We start from the raw sequence: 19,284 nt of genomic DNA on the forward strand, positions 1-19,284 counted from the left end.
ATTACTGCTGCAGGCCGGTGTTGACGTCCTTGAAGGTCGTGCTGACGCTCTTACCAACGGCGGTCATGGCCGAGATGCCGGCGACGGCGATGAGAGCGGCAATCAGGCCGTATTCGATGGCGGTCGCAGCCTTGGTGTTGCGAACGAACTTTTTGATGAACTTCATGTCTGGTCTCCTGACAATCACTTACCCTGTTGACGGTCTGGTCGTGGTCAACAATTGCAAGTTAGGGCCAATTGGTTTTGAAAATCTTAATGGCGGCGCTTGCGTTTTCGGGATTTTCGAGTCCCGAAACAGGACGCTTAAGGTCCGCCCATCGCGGCCGTCGATGTATCCGACACCGTCGTCCACATCTTGATGGTCGACGTGCCCACGGCGGAGATCGCAACGATTGCCGTGAGAAATACAAGGGCCAGGATCAGCCCGTACTCGACAGCTGTAGCGGCCCTGGTCGACCGCAGCAGCTTATGAAACTTGTTCATTGTTCCGCCCCTAACTGAAGTTATAGTTCCCGAGGCTTGCGAGGGTCGCACAGGAAGGTTAACAATTTGTCCGTGTCGGGGGCTGTAATCGCCGCAAAAACTACACTTTCGGTCGTCGCGGCGGCATTGGTCGATCGCGATGGCCGGCTGCTCGTGCAGCAGCGGCCGGAAGGCAAGCCGATGGCCGGCCTCTGGGAATTTCCGGGCGGCAAGATCGAGCCCGGCGAGACGCCCGAACAGGCCCTTATCCGCGAACTGGCAGAGGAACTGGCGATCGACGTCGATCATAGCTGTCTCGCGCCGGCCTGTTTCGCGAGCGATACGCTGGGCGACAAGCATTTGCTGCTTCTGCTTTTCGTCTGTCGCAAATGGAAAGGCGTGCCCGTGGCGCAGCATGCAAGCGCGCTGCGCTGGGTGCGGCCGGTCGAGTTGCACGGCCTTCCCATGCCGCCTGCCGATGAACCGCTGATCGGCCTGCTGGAAGCGCTGGTCTAGGTTTTCGGTTTCAGCGCCTCGGCGAGCGAGGCCATCCCGCTGCCGCGTCTTGCCGGCTGCGGCTGATCGGGGTGCGGCGCCCAGCCGCTGAAATGCACGATCCGGAAAATTTCGGCGACGCGGCCGTCGGGGTCGGCCTGCGCCGCGAAGGCCGCAGCGATTCGGGCCGCCTCCTCGCGGGTCAGCGGCGGCGGGGCGGGGGCAAGCTGCGACGACAACCCCGCGGCACGCAGATCGCGAACGAGTGCGAACCAGTCGCCGTAGCGAACGGTCAGGGCATCGACATCGACCACCGGCAGGGCGAACCCCGTGCGCTGGAGCAGGTTGCCGATCGCCGACAGGTCGATCTGCGGATGGAGGCGCGCGACCGTGCGGACCCCGTCGGTCATCACGGCCCGGCGCTGCCGGGCAAGGCTGCCGTCACCGACGAACGCGCCGAGCAGCAATCCGTCGGGCGCGAGCAGCGCGCGCATCCGGACCAGCGCGCCGGGGACGTCGTTGACCGCTTCCAGCCCGCCCGGCCACACGATCAGGTCGAAACTGCCGGGCGGCAGGTCGATGCTGTCGGCCTCCCCGCAGAGCGCGCCGGTCGAGGCGGCGAGACGCGGACCCGCCTCGAACAGGGTGAGCCGGGTCCCGGTCGCGCGGAGATGAGCGGTCAGTGCCGGATCATGAGCGCCGATCAGCAGGATGTGTCTGAAGTCGCGCGTAACCATCGACAGGCGATCGAGCAGCGTCTCGGCGATCAGCGGCGCAAGGAAATTGGCGTCGGCCGGAAGGCCTGCCATGCGATCGCGCTGTGCCGCGTGGCGGGCGGGAGAAAAGAGGGGCGGGGAGGACGACATGCACGCGCTTGTGCCGCCCCGCGCGATGCTTCACAAGTGTCCGCATGAGCGCGGCAATCGGGGACGCCGGAATCGACGCGCCGGGTGCGGTCGGCCACGGCTTCATTCACCCCGTACGCCGGATCGGACGCGCCATCGTCGATTATGCGTTGCCGCCGCGGTGTCCGGGCTGTGGTGCGATCGTCGGCGAGGACCGGCAATTCTGTCTCGGTTGCTGGTCGTCGCTCCATTTCCTCGACGGCCCGGCCTGTGCGCAATGCTCGATCCCGCTGCCGACGGCTTTGCCCGGCGCGCCGGTCCGTTGCGGCGCCTGCCTCGCGTCGGCGCCGCCGTTCGAGGGGGCGCCGTCCGCCGTCGCCTATGGCGCAGTTGCGCGCACCGTCGCGCTGCGGCTGAAATATGGACGGCGGACGGGACATGCGCGGTTGATGGCACAATTGATGGCGCGCCCGCTGGCCGCGCTCGGCCGAGGCGACGAGATGCTCCTGATCCCGGTTCCGCTCCATCGCTGGCGGCTCTGGTCGCGCGGCTTCAACCAGGCGGCGCTCGTCGCCGACGCGCTGACCGAGCTTACGGGCACGCCGCACGACCATCGCCTTCTCGTCCGGAACAAGGCGACTGCGGCGCTGCGCGGCAAGGGGCGGCGCGAGCGCGAACGGATCGTTGCGGGAGCCTTCGCACTGGCGCAGGATGCGAGGCCGCGCGCCGAGGGCCGGCATCTGGTGCTGATCGACGACGTCCATGCCAGCGGCGCGACGCTCCGCGCGGCGGCACGGGCGCTGAAGCACAGCGGCGCGGCGCGGGTGTCGGCGCTGGCGTGGGCCCGTGTGGTTCCCGATGCGCTGATGACGGGCAACATATTTGACTTTGCGGACGTTGATTCCGATATGACGATCAAAGGATGACAGGATAGCCGCATGGCAAAGATCGAAATCTATACCAAGGCCTTCTGCGGCTATTGCGCGCGCGCGAAGGCGCTGCTCGATCGCAAGGGCGCCGATTATCAGGAACTCGACGTGACAATGGACCGCGCCGGGTTCGAGGCGATGGTCGAACGTTCGAACGGCGGCCGCACCGTGCCGCAGATATTCATCGACGGAAAGCATGTCGGCGGGAGCGACGACCTGGCCGCGCTCGAGGCGAAGGGCCAGCTCGATCCGCTGCTCGGAGCGGGCTGAAACTTGATCGTTTTCGACCTCAGTTGCACCGGCGCCCACCGGTTCGAGGCGTGGTTCGCGAGCAGCGAGAGCTTTGCCGACCAGCAGGCGCGCGGGCTGATCGCATGCCCCGTCTGCGGGGATGTCGATGTAAGGAAGGCCGTGATGGCGCCGCGTGTCGGCGCAAAGTCGAACCAGATCGCCAGCGCTCCGGCGTCGCCGCCTGTGGACACCCACGGCGAGCCGGGTCCGGAACTGATGCGCAAGGTGCTTGCGGAGATAGCGGCAAAACAGGCCGAGATGCTTCCGCAATCGCGCTGGGTCGGGCGCGATTTCGCCGATGCCGCGCGCGCCATGCACGAAGGCCGGGCGGCCGAGGACCTGATTCACGGTCAGACTTCGCCCGAGGAGGCGCAGGCGCTGCGCGACGACGGGATTGCGGCCATGCCGCTTCTCGTTCCGATCGTTCCGCCCGAGGCCGCGAACTGATTGACCTGTCGCATACCCGCCCGCTACACGGACCCCGGCTGCACCCGTAGCTCAGCAGGATAGAGCATCAGATTCCTAATCTGGGGGCCACAGGTTCGAATCCTGTCGGGTGCACCATGATGTCCCGGTTGCGGCGCGCTCCGGGGGCGGCTAGCCAAAGGCATGGCCTGTTTCAGCTTTCGCTCGTCGCTCTTCCTCCTCGCCGCCTTCATTCTTCCCGCATCCGCTGCGGCAGCAGACGGAGTCCTGTATAGCGACGTCACGCTGATCGACGGGACGGGAGGGCCCGCCCGCGAGCATCAGGACATATTGGTCGAGGGCGAACGCATCGTCGCGGTCGGGGCGCGGGGCGGCCTGGACGAACGCGCTTCGGGCGCGCGCAGGGTCGACCTGGCAGGGCGTTTTGTGATCCCGGGGCTGATCGACAGCCACGTCCACCTTGCGACGCCGCCGAACCGCGCGCGCGCCGAAGCGATCCTGCGGCGTCAGCTCTATGGCGGCGTGACTGCGGTCCGCGACATGGCCGACGATCTGCGCGCCGTCGGCGATCTTTCGCGTGCGGCGCTGGTCGGCGAGATTCCGGCGCCCGACATCTATTATGCCGCGCTGATGGCCGGACCGCCCTTTTTCGAGGATCCGCGCGTCCTGGCGGTGAGCCGCGGCTTCACGCCGGGAACCGCGCCGTGGATGCAGTCGATCGACAAGGGAACCGACCTTCGCACCGCGGTGACGCTGGCGCGCGGAACCTCCGCAAGTGCGATCAAGATCTATGCCGACCTTCCAGCCGAGCGTGTCCGCGCGATCACCGCCGAAGCGCATCGCCAGCATGTGATGATCTGGGCCCACAGTTCGGTCTTTCCGGCCAGACCCTCGGACGTGATCGCGGCGGGCGCGGATGTGATCAGTCACGTCTGTTATCTCGGCTATGAGGCGCAGCCGGCGAATCTTGCCGCCTATGAGGACCGGACGCCGGTCCGGGAAAATCTTCTCGCCCCCGCCGGTGACGATCCGGTCGTCGCGCGCCTCTATCGCGCGATGCTGAAGCAGGGAACGATCCTCGACGCGACCGGCAATCTGTTCGTGAAATTCGAAGCGGAGCGCAAGGCGCACCCCGAAAAGAAGCCGCTGCGTTGCAGCGGGGCGCAGACGATCCGCCTGACGCAGCAGGCTTGGCGCGCCGGTATCCCGATCTCGACCGGAACCGATTATGTCGATCCGGCAGGCGATGCCTGGCCTGAAGTGCATGAGGAGTTGCGCTATCTGGCGCGCGATGTCGGCATGCCAGCGCTCGCGGTGATCCGGTCTGCGACGCTGGTCGGGGCGGAGGCTGCGGGGCAGGCGAAGGATATGGGGTCGGTCGAGGCCGGCAAGCTTGCCAACTTCGTCGTGCTGACCGCCGATCCGCTCGTCGACATCGGCAATATCGAGACGATCGAGATGACGGTGAAGCGCGGGCGCGAGTATCGGCGCGCCGACTATGTCCCAGTGACGGAAAAGGAGCTTGGCGATGACGATTGAACGGCGCGCGATGATGCTTGGCGCGGCGGGGCTCGCTGCCGGCGCCCTGCTGCTACGCGGAGCCTGGGCAGCGGCTCCGGACAGCAGCAAATGGGTGATCGTCAACGCCCTCGGCGGGCTCGGCGATCCGAACGATCCCGATGCGGCCGATCCCTATTCGGCGCGCGTGCTTGCCGACGCGCACGCTTCGGGCGTCACCGCGATCAACTGGACCTTCGGCTATGTCGCCGGTCCCGACGAGCCGTTCGAGAAGAGCGTCCGCGACGTGGCCGAGGCCGACATGCTGCTGCGGCGCTATCCACGCGACCTGATCAAGATATTGAGCGTCGCCGACATCCGCCGCGCCAAGGCCGAGAAGAAGGTCGGCATCATATACGGATTCCAGAATGCAGCGATGATGGGAAAGGATGCGCGCCGGGTCGACATCTTCGCCAATATGGGCGTGCGGATATTCCAGCTCACCTATAATCCGGCGAACCTGCTTGGCGGCGGGTCGATGGCGGCGGACAATCCGGGACTGACCGATTTCGGACGCGAGGTGATCGAGCGGCTGAATGCGCAGAAGATGATCGTCGACCTTTCGCACAGCGGCGAACGCACCTGTCTGGAAGCGGCGCGGGCGTCGAAGGCGCCGATCTCGATCAACCATACCGGGTGCCGCGCGGTGACCGACCTGCCGCGCAACAAGACCGATGCCGAACTGCGGCTGGTGGCGGAGAAGGGCGGTTTCGTCGGCATCTATTTCATGCCTTTCCTCAACATCTCGGGCCATGCGCGTGCCGAGGATGTGGTGGCGCATATCGACCATGCGGTGAATGTCTGCGGAGAGGATCATGTCGGGATCGGCACCGACGGCTACGTGACGCAGATCGACGATCTCAAGCGTTACGAGGCTGTGCTCGCGAAAGAGATCGAGGCGCGCCGCGCCGCCGGGATCAGTGCGACCGGCGAGCGGCCCGACACCTATCCCTTCGTCGTCGACCTGCGCGGGCCGGAGCAATTTCGCAAGCTGATAGGGCTGCTGTCGGCGCGGGGCTATTCGTCGGCGCGGATCGAGAAGATCATGGGGCTCAATTTCATGCGCCATGCCGAAGGCGTGTGGGGTGCCTGAACCCATCGCGTTCATCGACGCGAGCGAGGTCCGCGAGCGGCTGGGCCATGCCGACTGCATCCCGCTGATGAAGACGGCGATGGCCGCGCTGGCCGGGGGGCGCAGCCAGCAATTGCTGCGCGGGATCATCGATCTGGGCGGCGGCGACATGTTCGGGGTGATGCCGGGTGCGCTCGACGGAGCGGGCTTCGGCGCGAAGATCATTAGCGTGTTTCCCGCCGCAGCGGCGGAGGGCGGGTCGCACCAGGGGCTCATCCTCCTGTTCGACCGTGCAAGCGGTGCGCCGGTGTGCGTCATCGACGCGGGGGAGGTGACCGCGATCCGCACCGCCGCCGCTTCGGCGGCTGCAACCGATGCGCTTGCGCGCCCCGACGCGCGGCGGCTCGCCATATTGGGAACGGGCGAGCAGGCGTGGCATCACGTCGCCGCGATCCGGCATGTCCGCAATCTCGAGGAAGTGACCGTCTGGGGGCGGGCAACGGAAAAGGCGGATGCGCTGGCACGGCGGATCGGCGATCTCGGGCTCCCGGCTCGCACGGTGAAGTCTGTGGCCGAAGCTGCGGCGGGCGCCGATATCATCTGTGCGCTCACCGCCGCTGCCGAACCGATCCTGTTCGATCGCGATGTTGCCGAGGGCGCGCATATCAATGTCGTCGGGTCGAGCCGAGCCGGACCGTCCGAAATCGACGAGGCGCTCGTCGCGCGCGCGCGCTTCATTCCCGATCATCGCGAGGGGGTGCTTGCGCAGGGCGCCGAATATCTGCGCGCGAAAGCGGCGGGGCTGGTGACCGAGGCGCATGTGCTGCCGGAGATCGGGCACGTCTTCGCCGGGACGGCGCCCGGCCGGATCGGGGCGCGCGACGTGACGATCTACAAATCGCTGGGATCGATCGTGCAGGATCTGGCGTGCGCCGGCTGGCTGTGGCGCGCGGACCGAAGATGACGAATATGTAATCCGGTCGCCATCGCCCGGGCAGGGTGGGGCGCCCATAAGGGGGGCGTCGGATGAACCGGTCCAATCCATCCCCCTGACCCTGGCAGAGGATCGGTTCATCCAGACGGCGCCCGTTTCGGAAAATGGGGCGGATCAACTGTCTAGGAGTGAACCCATGCGTAACTTTACCAAGCTTGCTGCCGCTGCTGCCCTGTCGGTAGCGATCGCCGGATCCGCCTTTGCCGCGACGCCCGCCGCGCAGCCGGCGAAGAAGACCGCCACCACCAAGGCGCCGGCGAAGAAGGCCGCCACGCACAGCGCGAAGAAGGTCGAGAAGAAGGGCCAGTAAGCCCCTTTCCCTCTCGAACTCCGAAAAGGCCGGTCCGCACCTTGCGCGGGCCGGTCTTTCCATTTGTGCGCGTGGCAAGCCGATATTGCCATATGGCATATAATTACTATATGATGCCATATGGAGAATGATCATGCTGGCATTGCAACCCGTTGATACGATCGGCCAGGCGTTTCGCGCCGACCCGATCACGCAGGCCGAGGGCGAGGCGCTGTTCCGCGCCGCGCTGAACCTGTTCGGCAAATGGGGTATCACCGACGAACAGGCGGCCGTCCTGCTCGACATGCCGGTGCGCAGCTTCCGCCGCTGGAAGGCCGAGGGGCCCGGACGCCTGACGCGGGACGGCCGGGCGAGGCTGTCGAACCTGATGGGCATTCACAAGGCGCTGCGCATCATCTTCACCGAAGCGCAGCGTGCCTATGACTGGGTCAAGGCGCCGAACACGGGCTTCGGCGGCGGCAGCGCGCTCGAGGTGATGCTGGGCGGAGAGCTTACCGACATCATGCGCGTGCGTCGCTATCTCGACGCCGAGCGTGGCGGGTGGTGACGAAGGGGAAGCTTCCTGTTTCGCGGGTCGAATGGAAAGGGGCGGTGCGGATCATCCGCAGCCTGTTCCCGCCGATCGACCTGTTCGAGGATATTGCCGATCCTGCCGACTGGCCGCTTCTGTTGTCGGCCGAGCAAAAGACCAACCCGCGGATCATGGCAACGATCGGCAATCTCGACCTGGTGCCCCCCGACCGGCGCGTCGGCGGACCGGGCGCTTCCTGGTTGATGGCGTCGTTCACCCATGTCAGTCCCGACCGGACGAGCCGTTTTTCCGACGGCAGCTTCGGCGTTCTCTACGCCGCGCGCGCCTATGAGACGGCGTTGTTCGAGACCATTCACCATCACGCGCGCTTCATGGCGCGAACGGCCGAGGCGCCCGGATGGACGTCGCAGTTCCGGGAGCTCCTGCTCGACATCGCGGCCGATCTGCACGATCTGCGCGGAGAGGCGGGCGCGGGCGAACTCGACCCCGACGATTATGATGATGCGCAGAGTCTGGGTATCCGGCTTCGTCGCGGTGGAAGCGACGGCATCGCCTATCCCAGCGTACGCCATCCCGGCGGCGAATGCGTCGGCCTCTTCTACCCCGATGGTGCTTCGCTGCCCGTACAGGGGCGGCATCTCGACTATCACTGGGACGGCCGGTGCGTCGATCTGGTCCGCGATGCCGGGACGGGCGCGGTGTTTCGAATCGTCGACGAATAGCGGCTGTCGCCTCACCCGGCGACGGTGTGGATGGCGGTCCTGCCGGGGGTCATGCGGGGTGTGTGTCCATGGTTCAGCAGCGTTGCATTCGTAGTCTTGGCATCGCTGAACGGCTCGCCGGGCCTCGCGCGCACTTCCGCACGGAGGAACCTCTTCCCGATATTATTCCTTTAAAACCATAAAGATGAAAAAGACGGCCTTGATTGCGACAGCACCCGCGCAACGATGCCTCTTCTGTTGCATTTAACGCGTGGGCGCCATGCGAACGCGTTGACAAAGAGAACGTTATCATTTAGGTGAACGTTCACATTACAAATGCCGCCAAAGAGTGGCTAAACGGGAGGGTTAGGGATGCAGGCTTCGCACAAGCATTGGCTCGCCAAATTTTTGGTCAGCACATCGGCACTGTCGCTGATGGGGGCGGCCCAGGCGGCCATGGCACAGGAAGCTCCGGCAGAGGGTGCCGGCGACGAGATCGTCGTGACCGGTATCCGGGCAAGCCTCTCGGCGGCGGCGGATATCAAGCGCGACGCTGTAGGCGTCGTTGATGCGATCTCGGCCGAAGACATCGGCAAATTCCCCGACACCAACCTTGCCGAATCGCTGCAGCGGATCACCGGCGTATCGATCGACCGCTCGAACGGCGAAGGCTCGACCGTTACGGTCCGCGGCTTCGGTCCCGAGTTCAACCTCGTCACCCTCAACGGCCGCCAGATGCCCACCGCGATCATCGGTGACGGCGGCAGCGCGCCCTCGTCGCGCTCGTTCGATTTCGCGAACCTCGCCTCCGAAGGCGTTTCGGCGGTCGAGGTCTACAAGAGCGGCCGCGCGACGGTGGAATCGGGCGGTATCGGCTCGACGATCAACATCCGTACGCCGCGCCCGCTCGACAAGCCGGGCATGTACGGCAGCCTGTCGGCCAAAGCGGTTTATGATTCATCGCGCAACAACGGCAATCCGGTCACTCCCGAAATCTCGGGCATCTTCAGCACGACCTTTGCCGACGACACGCTCGGCATCCTGATCACCGGTTCGTACCAGAAGCGCAAATCGAGCAACAACCAGGCGAATGTCGGCTGGCGCGACGGTTATCTGGGCAGCGAAAACAACTGGGGTTCGCTGGCGCAGCCGGGCGATCCGCGTTTCCCCAACATCGCGAACCGCCCCGATCCGACCGACGTCTATCAGGTGCCGCAGAACGCGTCCTACGACCTCAACGACATCAATCGCGAGCGGATCAACGGGCAGGCGGTGCTGCAGTGGCGCCCCGCGGATTCGCTGACCGCGACGCTCGATTACACCTATTCGCGCAACACGGTTCAGACGCGAAACAGCAACGTCGGCATCTGGTTCAACCACGAGGACACGTCGAGCGCCTGGACCGACGGCCCGGTTGCCGGCCCGATATTCTATACCGAGCGCTTCGCGGCACCGCCGGCTCCGCCGAGCACCACCACGCTCAACGGCGGCAAGGATCTGTCGTACAGCGGCGCGCTGACCGACAACCGCGCCGAGAACCGTTCGATCGGTTTCAACCTCGACTGGAAGAACGATACGGGCTTTTCCTTCGAGCTCGACGCGCACCATTCGACGGCAACGGTCAAGCCGGTCAACAAATATGGTTCGAGCATGTCGGTCGGGAACGCGATCTTCGGCGTCCAGAGCCAGTCGATCAATTTCGAGAACGATCTGCCGATCCTGTCGTACCAGATGTATCCGGGCATCGACCCGCTGAACGCGGGGCTGATCCAGCCGACGGGCAACGCCTTCCGTGCCGCCTATTTCCGCGACGAGATCAACCAGATCCAGCTGCGCGGCCGCTATCAGGCGGAGGAAGGTTTCCTCGACAGCATCGACTTCGGCGTTTCCTATGTCGAGAACAAGGTGCGCTCGGCGTTCGGGACGATCCAGAACGACACTTGGGGCGGCGCCGGACCGGCGGCGGATATCCCTGACGATATCTTCACGCTCGAAACGTTGCCCGACAAGTTCCCGGGCCTTGCGCAGCCGGGGATGATCCAGAGCTTCTACACGTTCGACTTCGAGCGGATGGTCGATCTGATCGAATCGAAATACGGCACGTGCAGCCGGCCGCAGACGGGGTCGCAGGCGATCCCGGGCACCTGTATCGCCAACTATAATACCGACCGGCGGATCACCGAAAAGACGCTGGCGCCGTATCTGCAGGTCTCGACGAAATTCGACCTGTTCAACAATCCGGCGCATTTCGTGGCGGGCGTCCGTTACGAGACGACCGACATTTCCTCGGCCGCGCTTGTGCCGGTGCCCACCGGTACCCGCTGGGTCGGCGACAACGAGTTCAACATCATCTTCTCGGGCGACAGCGACTTTACCCGCTTCAAGGGATCGTACGAGAACTGGTTGCCCGCGTTCGACCTCGACGTCTCCCCGATCGAGAACGTCAAGCTGCGCGCGTCGTACAGCCACACGATCACGCGGCCCGACTATGCCAACATGCAGGGCGGCCGCACGCTCGACACGCTGTTCCGGGTCGGCGGCGGAACCGGTTCGCAGGGCAATCCGGGACTGATCCCCTACAAGTCGAAGAATATCGACCTGTCGGCGGAATGGTATTACGCCCCCGGCAGCTATATGTCCGTCGGATATTTCCATAAGGATGTCAGCAACTTCATCTCGACGACGCGCGTCGATACCGAAGCTTTCGGGCTGAAGACGCCGGTGAACGGGCCACGTTGGAACGCGGCGGTCGCGGCGCTCGGCCAGAATGCCACGGTGGCACAGATCCGGCAGTATATCTTCGCCAACTATCCGGGGTCGGTGACCATCACGGGCGGCGGGCCGGGCACCTATGTCGGGACGATCAATACGCTGCCCGAGGACCCGGCGCTCAATTTCCAGGTCACGCAGCCGATCAACAGCGATCAGACGGCATCGCTGAACGGCTTCGAATTCGCGATCCAGCACAGCTTCTGGGATACGGGCTTCGGGGTCATCCTGAACTATACGATCGTCAATGGCGACGCGACGTACGACAATACGCAGCCGTCGTCGGTCCCGCAGTTCGCGCTGGTCGGCCTCAGCGACAGCGCCAATGCGGTGGCCTATTACGACAAGAACGGAATCCAGGCGCGCGTCGCATGGAACTGGCGCGACGAATTCCTCCAGGGCAGCGGGCCGAACCCGACCTATATCGAGGATTATTGGCAGATCGACGCCAGCGCGAGCTATGAGTTCATGCCGGGCCTTACGGGCTTCGTCGAGGCGATCAACCTGACGGGCGAAGGGCGCCGCGGGCATCTGCGCAGCAACAACAACGTCACCTTCGTGGCGCCGGGCTATGCCCGCTACGCGGCCGGTGTGAGGTTCAGCTTCTAGACGCGGGGACCCCTCCCGCAGGCGACAGAGCCGCGCTTCCCCGGGGCGCGGCTCTTTTGCGTGACGGAGGGCGCCGACTGGCTTAGGAACGTTCCCAATGACGCAAAAAGTCGAGAGGGTTGTCATCGTGGGCGGCGGCACGGCCGGCTGGCTGGCTGCGTCGCTGATCGCCGTTTCGCGCCGCGCCGAGGCCGCGCCGCTGTCGATCACGCTGGTCGAGGCACCCGACGTGCCGATCGTCGGCGTCGGCGAGGGCACCTGGCCGACGATGCGGTCGACGCTGGCGACGATCGGGCTCGACGAAGGCGATTTCCTGTCGGCCTGCGACGGCGCGTTCAAGCAGGCTTCGCGGTTCGACGGCTGGGTCGACGGTTCGGAAGGCGACAGTTACCTGCACCCCTTCACGACCCCGCCGCCCGTCCCGACCGGCGAGCTGCTCGCGGCATGGCAGGCCTCGGCGCCCGACCAGCCCTTTGCGGCGGCGATGAGCGCGCAGGCGGCGGTTTGCAGCCTGCACCTCGCCCCGCGCCAACGCGCGATGCCGGGCTATCAGGGCGCGACCAACTATGCCTATCATTTCGCGACCGAGAAATTCGGCGCGCTGCTCGCCGCGCATGCGAAGCAGAACCCGCTCATCACCCACATCCTCGACCATGTCACCGGAGTCCGGCACGCCGACAACGGCGACATCGCTGCACTGACGACCCGCAGCGGCCGCGAGATCGAGGGCGATCTCTTCATTGACTGCAGCGGCTTCAAGGGTCTGCTGATCGACGGCGCGCTGGGCGTCGAGTGGGTCGACCGCAGCGACCATGCCTTCAACGACCGCGCGATCGCGTCGCAGGTGCCGGTGCCGCCGGGCAGCCCGATCGCGTCGCAGACGATCGCGACCGCGCACGAGGCAGGGTGGATATGGGACATCGGCCTGCCGTCGCGGCGCGGGATCGGCTGCGTCTATTCGAGCCGCTTCATGGATTCCGGGCGCGCCGAGGAAATCCTGCGCGCCTATATCGAACGCGAATTGCCGGGGGCGGAGCCCGAGAGCAAGGTGTTCGGGACGCCGTTCCGGCATATCAGCTTCCGGACCGGCCACCGCGCGCGCTTCTGGGAAAGGAACTGCCTGTCGATCGGACTGGCCGCAGGGTTCGTCGAGCCGCTCGAGGCGTCTGCGATCGTCCTTATCGAACTCTCGCTGCGTGCGCTGACCGATAACTTCCCGGCCGACCGGGCAGCGATGGATATCCATGCTGCGCGCTTCAACAAGCTGTTCCGCTATCGCTGGGACCGCATCATCGAATTCCTCAAGCTCCATTATGCGCTGAGCCGCCGCGAAGAGCCCTATTGGGTGGCGCACCGCGCGCCCGAGCATATCCCGCCGCATCTTGCCGACCTGCTGACGCTGTGGCGCGACCAGCCGCCTTCCTCGTCCGATTTTCCCTATGTCGACGAGATTTTCTCGGCCGAGAGTCACCAGTATATTCTCTATGGCATGGGCTTTCCGGCCCCCGCCGGCTGGCCGGCGAGCGACCGAGCGATGGCTGCGCTTGCCGAAATGCGCCAGCGCGCGCGCACGCTCGCGGCGGGCCTGCCGACAAACCGTACTTACCTCGACGCGCTCGCCGCCGAACGCATCGTCGCCGAATAGAAAGACCCGCATGACGAACCACGCCCTTCTCGACAGCAACAGCCACCGCGAGCTTCGCGTGCGCGTCGATACGGGTGTCGATCTGGGCGACGGGGTGATGGCGACGCTGACGGTGCCGACAGAGTTCCGGCGCGTACAGGGCCATTTCCCGATCCTTTTCCGGCGCGAGGCGGGGCAGGAGCAGTTTTTCGCGGTGGCGCTGTTCGGATTCGAAAGCGGCGAGAATCTCTTTGTCGATGGCGCGCGCTGGGATGCCGGCTATCGCCCGTTGTCGCTCGCGATCCAGCCCTTCCTGATCGGCCGGTCGGCGAACGAAGATGCGCCAGCGCAGGTGCATGTCGACCTCGGCCACCCGCGCATCGCCGCGGGCGGGGAAGGCGTCCGCCTGTTCGACGCCAGCGGCCTCGCAACCCCTTTTCTGGAGGATATCGCGGACAAGCTGGGTGACCTCGACGAAGGATATCGCGAAAGCACGGCCTTCTTCGCGGCGCTGGCCGGGCACGACCTGCTCGAACCGTTCACGCTCGAAGTCACGCTCGACAACGGGTCGGTCCACTCGCTCGTCGGTTTCCACATCATCGACGAGGCGAAATTGCGCAGCCTCGACGCCGCGGCGCTCGGCGCGCTTCACGAAGCGGGGCACCTGATGCCGATCTTCATGGCGATCGCATCGCAGGCGCAGATCGGCGCGCTGATCGCGCGCAAGAACCGGCGCCGCGATGGCTGAACGCGACGCGCCCATATACGACCGCCTTGCGCGGGTCCCGGAGCGGACGGTTGCTGACACGGCGGGGCTCGACGCTCTCCTTCACGAGGCGCGCGAACCCTTCGTGATCCGGGGTCTGGTCGCCGACTGGCCGCTCGTCGCCGAAGGAAAAAGGTCGGCGCGTGCGGTGCGGCAATATCTGCTCGACCGCGCGCGCGACCGGCCGTTCACCGTGTCGATCGGTCCGCCGGGACACGACGGGCGCTTCTTCTACGACGCGAATATGGAGATGAACTTCCGGACCGGCACCGGCAAACTCGCCGACATTTTTGCCGGGATCGACAAGAGCGAGGATCTCGATGACCCGCGCGCCGTCTATCTTGGCTCGGTCGACATGGCGGGCTATTTCGACGGCCTGGGCGAGGCGAACCGCGTCGACCTCGGCGACCGCGAACCGCTCGAAAGCATCTGGATCGGGACGCGGACGCGGATCGCGGCGCACAATGACTTTCCCGACAATCTGGCCTGCTGCGCCGCGGGCCGGCGCCGCTTCACGCTGTTTCCGCCGGGCGAGTTCCGCAATCTCTATCTGGGGCCCATCGACAACACGCCGGCGGGCCGCGCGATCTCGATGGTCGATTTCGAACGTCCCGACCTCGCGGCGCATCCCAAGTTCGTCGAGGCGATGGCGCATGCGCTGACTGCGGAACTGGAGCCCGGCGATGCGATCTTCATCCCGTCGATGTGGTGGCATCATGTCGAGGGGCTCGCGGACTTCAACATTCTGGTGAACTACTGGTGGCGGCGGACCCCCGCCTGGCTCGGCCAGCCGCAGGAAGCACTGAACCATGCGATCCTCGCGATCCGCGACCTGCCGCCCGAAGACCGCGCGATCTGGCGCGACCTGTTCGACCATTATGTCTTCGACGCGGACAGCGGCGTCACCGACCATATTCCCGAAGCGGGGCGCAGCATTCTGGCGCCCCTGACCCCCGAAAGCGCCGGGCGCCTGCGCGCCTTTCTGTTGAGGACGTTGAGCAGATGAGTGACACCAAACCAGTTCGCCGGGTCGTGATCGCGGGCGGCGGAACCTCGGGATGGATGATGGCCGCGGCGATCGCGCGGACGATGGGCAAGACCGTCGACCTGACGCTGGTCGAGTCCGAGGCGATCGGGACGATCGGCGTCGGCGAATCCACCATTCCGCCGCTGGTCAATTTCAACCGCATTCTCGGCATTCCCGAGCCCGATTTCATGCGCGCGGCGCAGGCGACCTTCAAGCTCGGCATCAAGTTCGACAACTGGAAGTACGACGGGCACAGCTATTTCCACAGCTTCGGTCTGAGCGGAAAGGATCACTGGTCGGCGGGCTTCCAGCATTTCTGGCTGCATGCGCGCGCCAAGGGTTATCCGCACAGCTATGACGACTATTGCCTCGAGCTCGTCGCCGGGCTGCAGGGCAAGTTCGCGCACCTGCCCGAAGACCGGATGAACTACGCCTATCACGTCGATGCGACGCTCTATGGCCGCTTCCTGCGCAAGCTCGCCGAGGCCGATGGCGCGAAGCGCGTCGAGGGCAGGATCCAGAAGGTCGAGCTCAACGGGGAGACTGGCAATATTGCCGCGCTGCTGCTCGACGGCGACCGCCGCGTCGAGGGCGACATGTTTGTCGACTGCACGGGCTTCCGCGGCCTGCTGATCGACGGTGCGCTGCACGCGGGGTTCGAGGACTGGTCGCACTGGCTACCCAACGACAGCGCCATCGCGGTGCAGTCGGACCATCTGGGGCCGCCGATGCCGTACACACAGGCGATCGCGCATGATGCGGGCTGGCAATGGCGTATTCCGCTGCAGCACCGGATGGGTGCGGGGATCGTCTATTCGAGCGGCTATCTGTCGCGCGATGCAGCCTATGACCGGCTGATGTCGAGCGTCGGCACGCCGCGGATCGAGCCGTTCGACATCAAGTTCAAGGGCGGTGTCCGCCGCAAGCAATGGTATCGCAACTGCGTCGCGGTCGGGCTGGCCGGCGGCTTCGTCGAGCCGCTCGAGGCGACGACGGTCCACCTGATCCAGCGCGCGGTGCTGCGCTTCATCCGCCTGATGCCCAACGGCCGGGTCAGCGAGCGCGACGCGATCGAGTTCAACGAACAGCAGCGGCAGGACATCGAGCAGATCCGCGACTTCGTGATCCTGCACTACAAGGCGACCGAGCGGCGCGACAGCCCGTTCTGGCGGCACGTCGCGGCGATGCCGGTCCCCGACAGCCTGCAGCAGAAGATCGAGCTGTTCCGCGAAACCGGCCGGACCTTCCGCAAGAATGAGGAACTCTTCGCCGAGAACAGCTGGGTGCAGGTCATGATGGGGCAGGGGGTCGATCCGCAAAGCTGGCATCCGATCGCGGAGAAGCTGGGCGACGACGAACTCGAACGGTTGATGGCATCGCTTCGCGAGAGCGTGACGCGCACCGCGGCGACGCTGCCCTCGCATCAGGATTATGTTGCGCAATATTGCGGTGCGGCGGAGCCGAAGGCCGCGTGAAGCTGCAAAAGATAAAAAACCGCCGGCTTCGTGTCTGGCAATGCGCCGGTGACACCGCTAGCAGAGCGAATTGTGGGATTTGCAGGGACCGAGGGGTCTGATGGGGCGTCGGCGACAGTCAGTAACGATCAAGCATGTAGCGGCCGATGCAGGCGTGTCGCTGCAGACGGTGAGCCGCGTCATCAACAACGAACCGAACGTGCGGCCCGAGATGAAGGAGCGCGTGCAGGCGTCGATCGACAAGCTGGGTTACGTCCCCTCGATCGCGGCGCAGCGGATGAGCGGGTCGCGCTCCTATCTGATCCTCGCGATCAACGACCGCGAACGAACGATCGCCGACTGGAAGGCGCGGCAGGGCACCGACTGGGTCGACCAGATGCTGTTCGGCGGGATGCTGAAATGCGCCGAATTCGGATACCGGATGATCTTCGAACTGGTCGATACCCACAGCGACCATATCGAACGGGAATTGCGCGCGGCGATTGCGGCGCTGCAGCCCGACGGCGTGATCCTGACCCCGCCGCATTCGGACAACCCGCTGATCGTCAACCTGCTGCACAGCCAGAAAATCCCGTTTGCGCGCATCGGATCGCACGGCGGCGACGCCGGGATCGCGCTGACGATGGACGATGAAGGATCGGCCGCGCGCGCGACACGCTATCTGATCGATCTGGGCCACCGGCGCATCGGCTTTATCTCGGGCTCGGTCGAATATGATCTCAGCCACTGGCGGATCGACGGCTGGAAAGCCGAAATGGGTGCTGCCGGTCTGCCGATCGACGGCCTGCTCGCCGAGGGCGATTTCAGCTATGCCTCGGGCGAGGCCGCGGCGCGGCAATTGCTGGGCGGTGCGAATCCGCCGACCGCGATCATCGCAAGCAACGACCAGATGTCGCTCGCGACGCTCGAAGTCGCGCGCGAACTCGGCATCGATGTCCCGTCGCAGCTTTCGATCGTCAGCTTCGACAACACGCCGATCGTCAATTTCAGCCAGCCGCCGCTGACCGCCGTCGACCAGCCGATCTCGGCGACCGTGGCGCGGGCCGTCGAACTGATTATCGCGTCGCAGCGCGGTGCACCGCGTCCGACCGAGCCGGCCGTCGTTACGGGCGGGCTCGTCGAACGCGGATCGACGGCGCGGTATGATTGAAAGCGAACCGCCGCGGCGCCAGGCGCTCGGCTTTCTGCTGCTCTATGCGCTCGCGGCGGCAGGTGGGGCGATCGCCTATGTGCCGTTCCTGACGCTGTTGCTGCCGGCACGGATGGCCGAACTCGCAGGTGCGAACGACGTCCAGTGGCTAGGTTACATGACCTTCTTCGGCGCGCTTGCCGCAAGCGTCGCCGGTATCTTCTTCGGCTGGCTCAGCGACCGGACGGGCGGGCGCCGGCTCTGGGTGGCTCTCGGGCTCGTCATGACGGTCGCTCTGCTTCTCGCCATGCCGCTCGCGGATAATATGCCCGCGCTGCTCGGGCTGATCATCGCCTGGCAGTTTTCGCTGAACATGATCCTCGGGCCACTGGCAGCATGGGCGGGCGATGTCGTCCCCGACGAGCAGAAGGGGCTCCTCGGCGGCTTGCTCGCCTTGTCGCCGGCGCTCGGTGCCTGGTCGGGGGCGATCGTCACCCTGCCGGGGATCACCGGCTTCGAAGAGCGGCTTGGCGTCGTTGCCGCGATGATCGCGGCGGCGATCCTGCCCGCGCTTCTCTTCGGCCGGCCGCGCTCCTTTCCCGAACTGATGCGGCCGGACCCGTCAGGCGAGCGAAGGGTGACAATGCCCGCCGCGCGCATGTGGCTTGCGCGCCTGCTCGTCCAGATCGCCGAAGCGGCGCTTTTCGCCTATCTCTATTTCTGGTTCCGCTCGATCGATCCCGCGATGGGCGACAATGAGAAGGCCGGTATTTTCAGCGTGGCGCTGACCGTTGCGGTGCCGGTGGCGCTGTTCGCCGGACGCTGGGCCGACCGCAACGACCGGCCGTTCGCGCCGCTGGTCGTCACGGCGATCGTCTCGGCCATCGGACTGATCGGCATGGCACTCGCTGCCGATCCGACATCGGCAAAGCTCGCCTACCTCGTCTTCGGAATCGCGACGACGGCGTTCCTGTCGCTTCACGCCGGGCAGACGCTGCGCATCCTGCCGCGTGCCGAACATCGCGGGCGCGATCTCGGTATCTTCAATCTCGCCAACACCATGCCGTCGCTCATCATGCCGTGGCTGACGCTCTCGCTCGTTCCGGGGTTCGGATTCAGCGCGCTTTTCCTGTTGCTCGCGGCCTTGACGACAGCAGCCGTGCTGTTGCTCGCGACCATGCCCCGCCGGGCCTGAAACCTCCCGACATTGTCCGCTTGATTTCGCGAAGAGCCTATGCGAGAGAGAATTTGATAACGTTCACATAAGAGGG

20 protein-coding genes and 1 tRNA gene are annotated in these 19,284 nt (G+C 65.5%); 18 read left to right on the forward strand and 3 right to left on the reverse strand.

The genetic code is table 11. From position 1 onward, the window contains the following. Position 1: 1 nt before the first annotated feature. Together L7H23_RS15330 and L7H23_RS15335 are read right to left on the reverse strand one after the other, a co-directional pair. Positions 2–166 (reverse strand): Flp family type IVb pilin, encoded by a 165-nt coding sequence (locus L7H23_RS15330; RefSeq protein WP_237836735.1) that lies wholly within the window; start codon positions 164–166, stop codon positions 2–4. Positions 167–303: 137 nt separating this feature from the next. Beyond that, positions 304–483 (reverse strand): Flp family type IVb pilin, encoded by a 180-nt coding sequence (locus L7H23_RS15335; RefSeq protein WP_237836736.1) that lies wholly within the window; start codon positions 481–483, stop codon positions 304–306. 87 nt (positions 484–570) lie between these two features. Here L7H23_RS15335 and L7H23_RS15340 point away from each other — a divergent pair, with 87 nt between their 5' ends. After that, on the forward strand, positions 571–978 hold the full coding sequence (locus L7H23_RS15340) for a (deoxy)nucleoside triphosphate pyrophosphohydrolase (protein ID WP_237839275.1): 408 nt from the start codon (positions 571–573) through the stop codon (positions 976–978). Here L7H23_RS15340 and L7H23_RS15345 read toward each other — a convergent pair. Beyond that, positions 975–1,766, reverse strand: coding sequence for a methyltransferase domain-containing protein (locus L7H23_RS15345; RefSeq protein ID WP_237836737.1), 792 nt, complete (start codon positions 1,764–1,766; stop codon positions 975–977). The genes L7H23_RS15340 and L7H23_RS15345 overlap by 4 nt on opposite strands. Positions 1,767–1,867: 101 nt before the next feature. On the opposite strand from L7H23_RS15345, the gene L7H23_RS15350 reads away from it, so the two are divergent. The 17 genes from L7H23_RS15350 to L7H23_RS15430 all read left to right on the forward strand — a co-directional run bounded on the left by L7H23_RS15350 (position 1,868) and on the right by L7H23_RS15430 (position 19,208). Further along, on the forward strand, positions 1,868–2,728 hold the full coding sequence (locus tag L7H23_RS15350) for a double zinc ribbon domain-containing protein (protein WP_237836738.1): 861 nt from the start codon (positions 1,868–1,870) through the stop codon (positions 2,726–2,728). A gap of 12 nt (positions 2,729–2,740) precedes the next feature. Continuing rightward, positions 2,741–3,001, forward strand: a complete 261-nt coding sequence (gene grxC / locus L7H23_RS15355) for a glutaredoxin 3 (RefSeq protein ID WP_237836739.1) — start codon at positions 2,741–2,743, stop codon at positions 2,999–3,001. Positions 3,002–3,004: 3 nt separating this feature from the next. Continuing rightward, positions 3,005–3,469 carry a DUF1178 family protein gene (locus L7H23_RS15360; RefSeq protein WP_237836740.1) on the forward strand — a complete coding sequence of 155 codons (465 nt, stop codon included), beginning with the start codon at positions 3,005–3,007 and terminating at the stop codon, positions 3,467–3,469. A 40-nt stretch (positions 3,470–3,509) separates the two neighbouring features. Then, a tRNA-Arg gene (locus tag L7H23_RS15365) sits at positions 3,510–3,586 on the forward strand. 45 nt (positions 3,587–3,631) lie between these two features. After that, positions 3,632–4,987, forward strand: a complete 1,356-nt coding sequence (locus L7H23_RS15370; protein WP_237836741.1) for an amidohydrolase family protein — start codon at positions 3,632–3,634, stop codon at positions 4,985–4,987. Continuing rightward, positions 4,977–6,098: a membrane dipeptidase gene (locus tag L7H23_RS15375; RefSeq protein ID WP_237836742.1), complete on the forward strand. Its 1,122-nt coding sequence runs from the start codon at positions 4,977–4,979 to the stop codon at positions 6,096–6,098. Before L7H23_RS15370 ends, L7H23_RS15375 begins: the two co-directional genes overlap by 11 nt. Continuing rightward, complete coding sequence (locus L7H23_RS15380) at positions 6,091–7,041, forward strand: ornithine cyclodeaminase family protein (protein WP_237836743.1); 951 nt, start codon at positions 6,091–6,093, stop codon at positions 7,039–7,041. The genes L7H23_RS15375 and L7H23_RS15380 overlap by 8 nt, the downstream gene beginning before the upstream one ends. Positions 7,042–7,207: 166 nt before the next feature. Next, a complete protein-coding gene (locus tag L7H23_RS15385; protein ID WP_237836744.1) occupies positions 7,208–7,381 on the forward strand; it encodes a hypothetical protein in 174 nt (57 codons plus the stop codon). Positions 7,382–7,514: 133 nt separating this feature from the next. After that, complete coding sequence (locus tag L7H23_RS15390) at positions 7,515–7,928, forward strand: MbcA/ParS/Xre antitoxin family protein (RefSeq protein ID WP_237836745.1); 414 nt, start codon at positions 7,515–7,517, stop codon at positions 7,926–7,928. A gap of 44 nt (positions 7,929–7,972) precedes the next feature. Continuing rightward, positions 7,973–8,635 carry an RES family NAD+ phosphorylase gene (locus L7H23_RS15395; protein WP_237836746.1) on the forward strand — a complete coding sequence of 221 codons (663 nt, stop codon included), beginning with the start codon at positions 7,973–7,975 and terminating at the stop codon, positions 8,633–8,635. A gap of 351 nt (positions 8,636–8,986) precedes the next feature. Continuing rightward, positions 8,987–11,992 carry a TonB-dependent receptor gene (locus tag L7H23_RS15400; RefSeq protein ID WP_237836747.1) on the forward strand — a complete coding sequence of 1,002 codons (3,006 nt, stop codon included), beginning with the start codon at positions 8,987–8,989 and terminating at the stop codon, positions 11,990–11,992. Between the two features lie 97 nt (positions 11,993–12,089). Beyond that, positions 12,090–13,637, forward strand: coding sequence for a tryptophan halogenase family protein (locus tag L7H23_RS15405; protein ID WP_237836748.1), 1,548 nt, complete (start codon positions 12,090–12,092; stop codon positions 13,635–13,637). 10 nt (positions 13,638–13,647) lie between these two features. Continuing rightward, positions 13,648–14,364, forward strand: coding sequence for a SapC family protein (locus L7H23_RS15410; protein ID WP_237836749.1), 717 nt, complete (start codon positions 13,648–13,650; stop codon positions 14,362–14,364). Then, entirely contained in the window at positions 14,357–15,388 is a 1,032-nt protein-coding gene (locus L7H23_RS15415; protein ID WP_237836750.1) for a cupin-like domain-containing protein, read from the forward strand. The genes L7H23_RS15410 and L7H23_RS15415 overlap by 8 nt, the downstream gene beginning before the upstream one ends. Further along, positions 15,385–16,884 (forward strand): tryptophan halogenase family protein, encoded by a 1,500-nt coding sequence (locus L7H23_RS15420; RefSeq protein ID WP_237836751.1) that lies wholly within the window; start codon positions 15,385–15,387, stop codon positions 16,882–16,884. Before L7H23_RS15415 ends, L7H23_RS15420 begins: the two co-directional genes overlap by 4 nt. A 100-nt stretch (positions 16,885–16,984) precedes the next feature. Next, complete coding sequence (locus tag L7H23_RS15425) at positions 16,985–18,034, forward strand: LacI family DNA-binding transcriptional regulator (RefSeq protein ID WP_237836752.1); 1,050 nt, start codon at positions 16,985–16,987, stop codon at positions 18,032–18,034. Next, positions 18,027–19,208: an MFS transporter gene (locus L7H23_RS15430; RefSeq protein ID WP_237836753.1), complete on the forward strand. Its 1,182-nt coding sequence runs from the start codon at positions 18,027–18,029 to the stop codon at positions 19,206–19,208. The genes L7H23_RS15425 and L7H23_RS15430 overlap by 8 nt, the downstream gene beginning before the upstream one ends. Positions 19,209–19,284 lie beyond the last annotated feature (76 nt).

It is taken from the genome of Sphingopyxis sp. BSN-002, assembly GCF_022024275.1.
GTDB lineage: Bacteria > Pseudomonadota > Alphaproteobacteria > Sphingomonadales > Sphingomonadaceae > Sphingopyxis.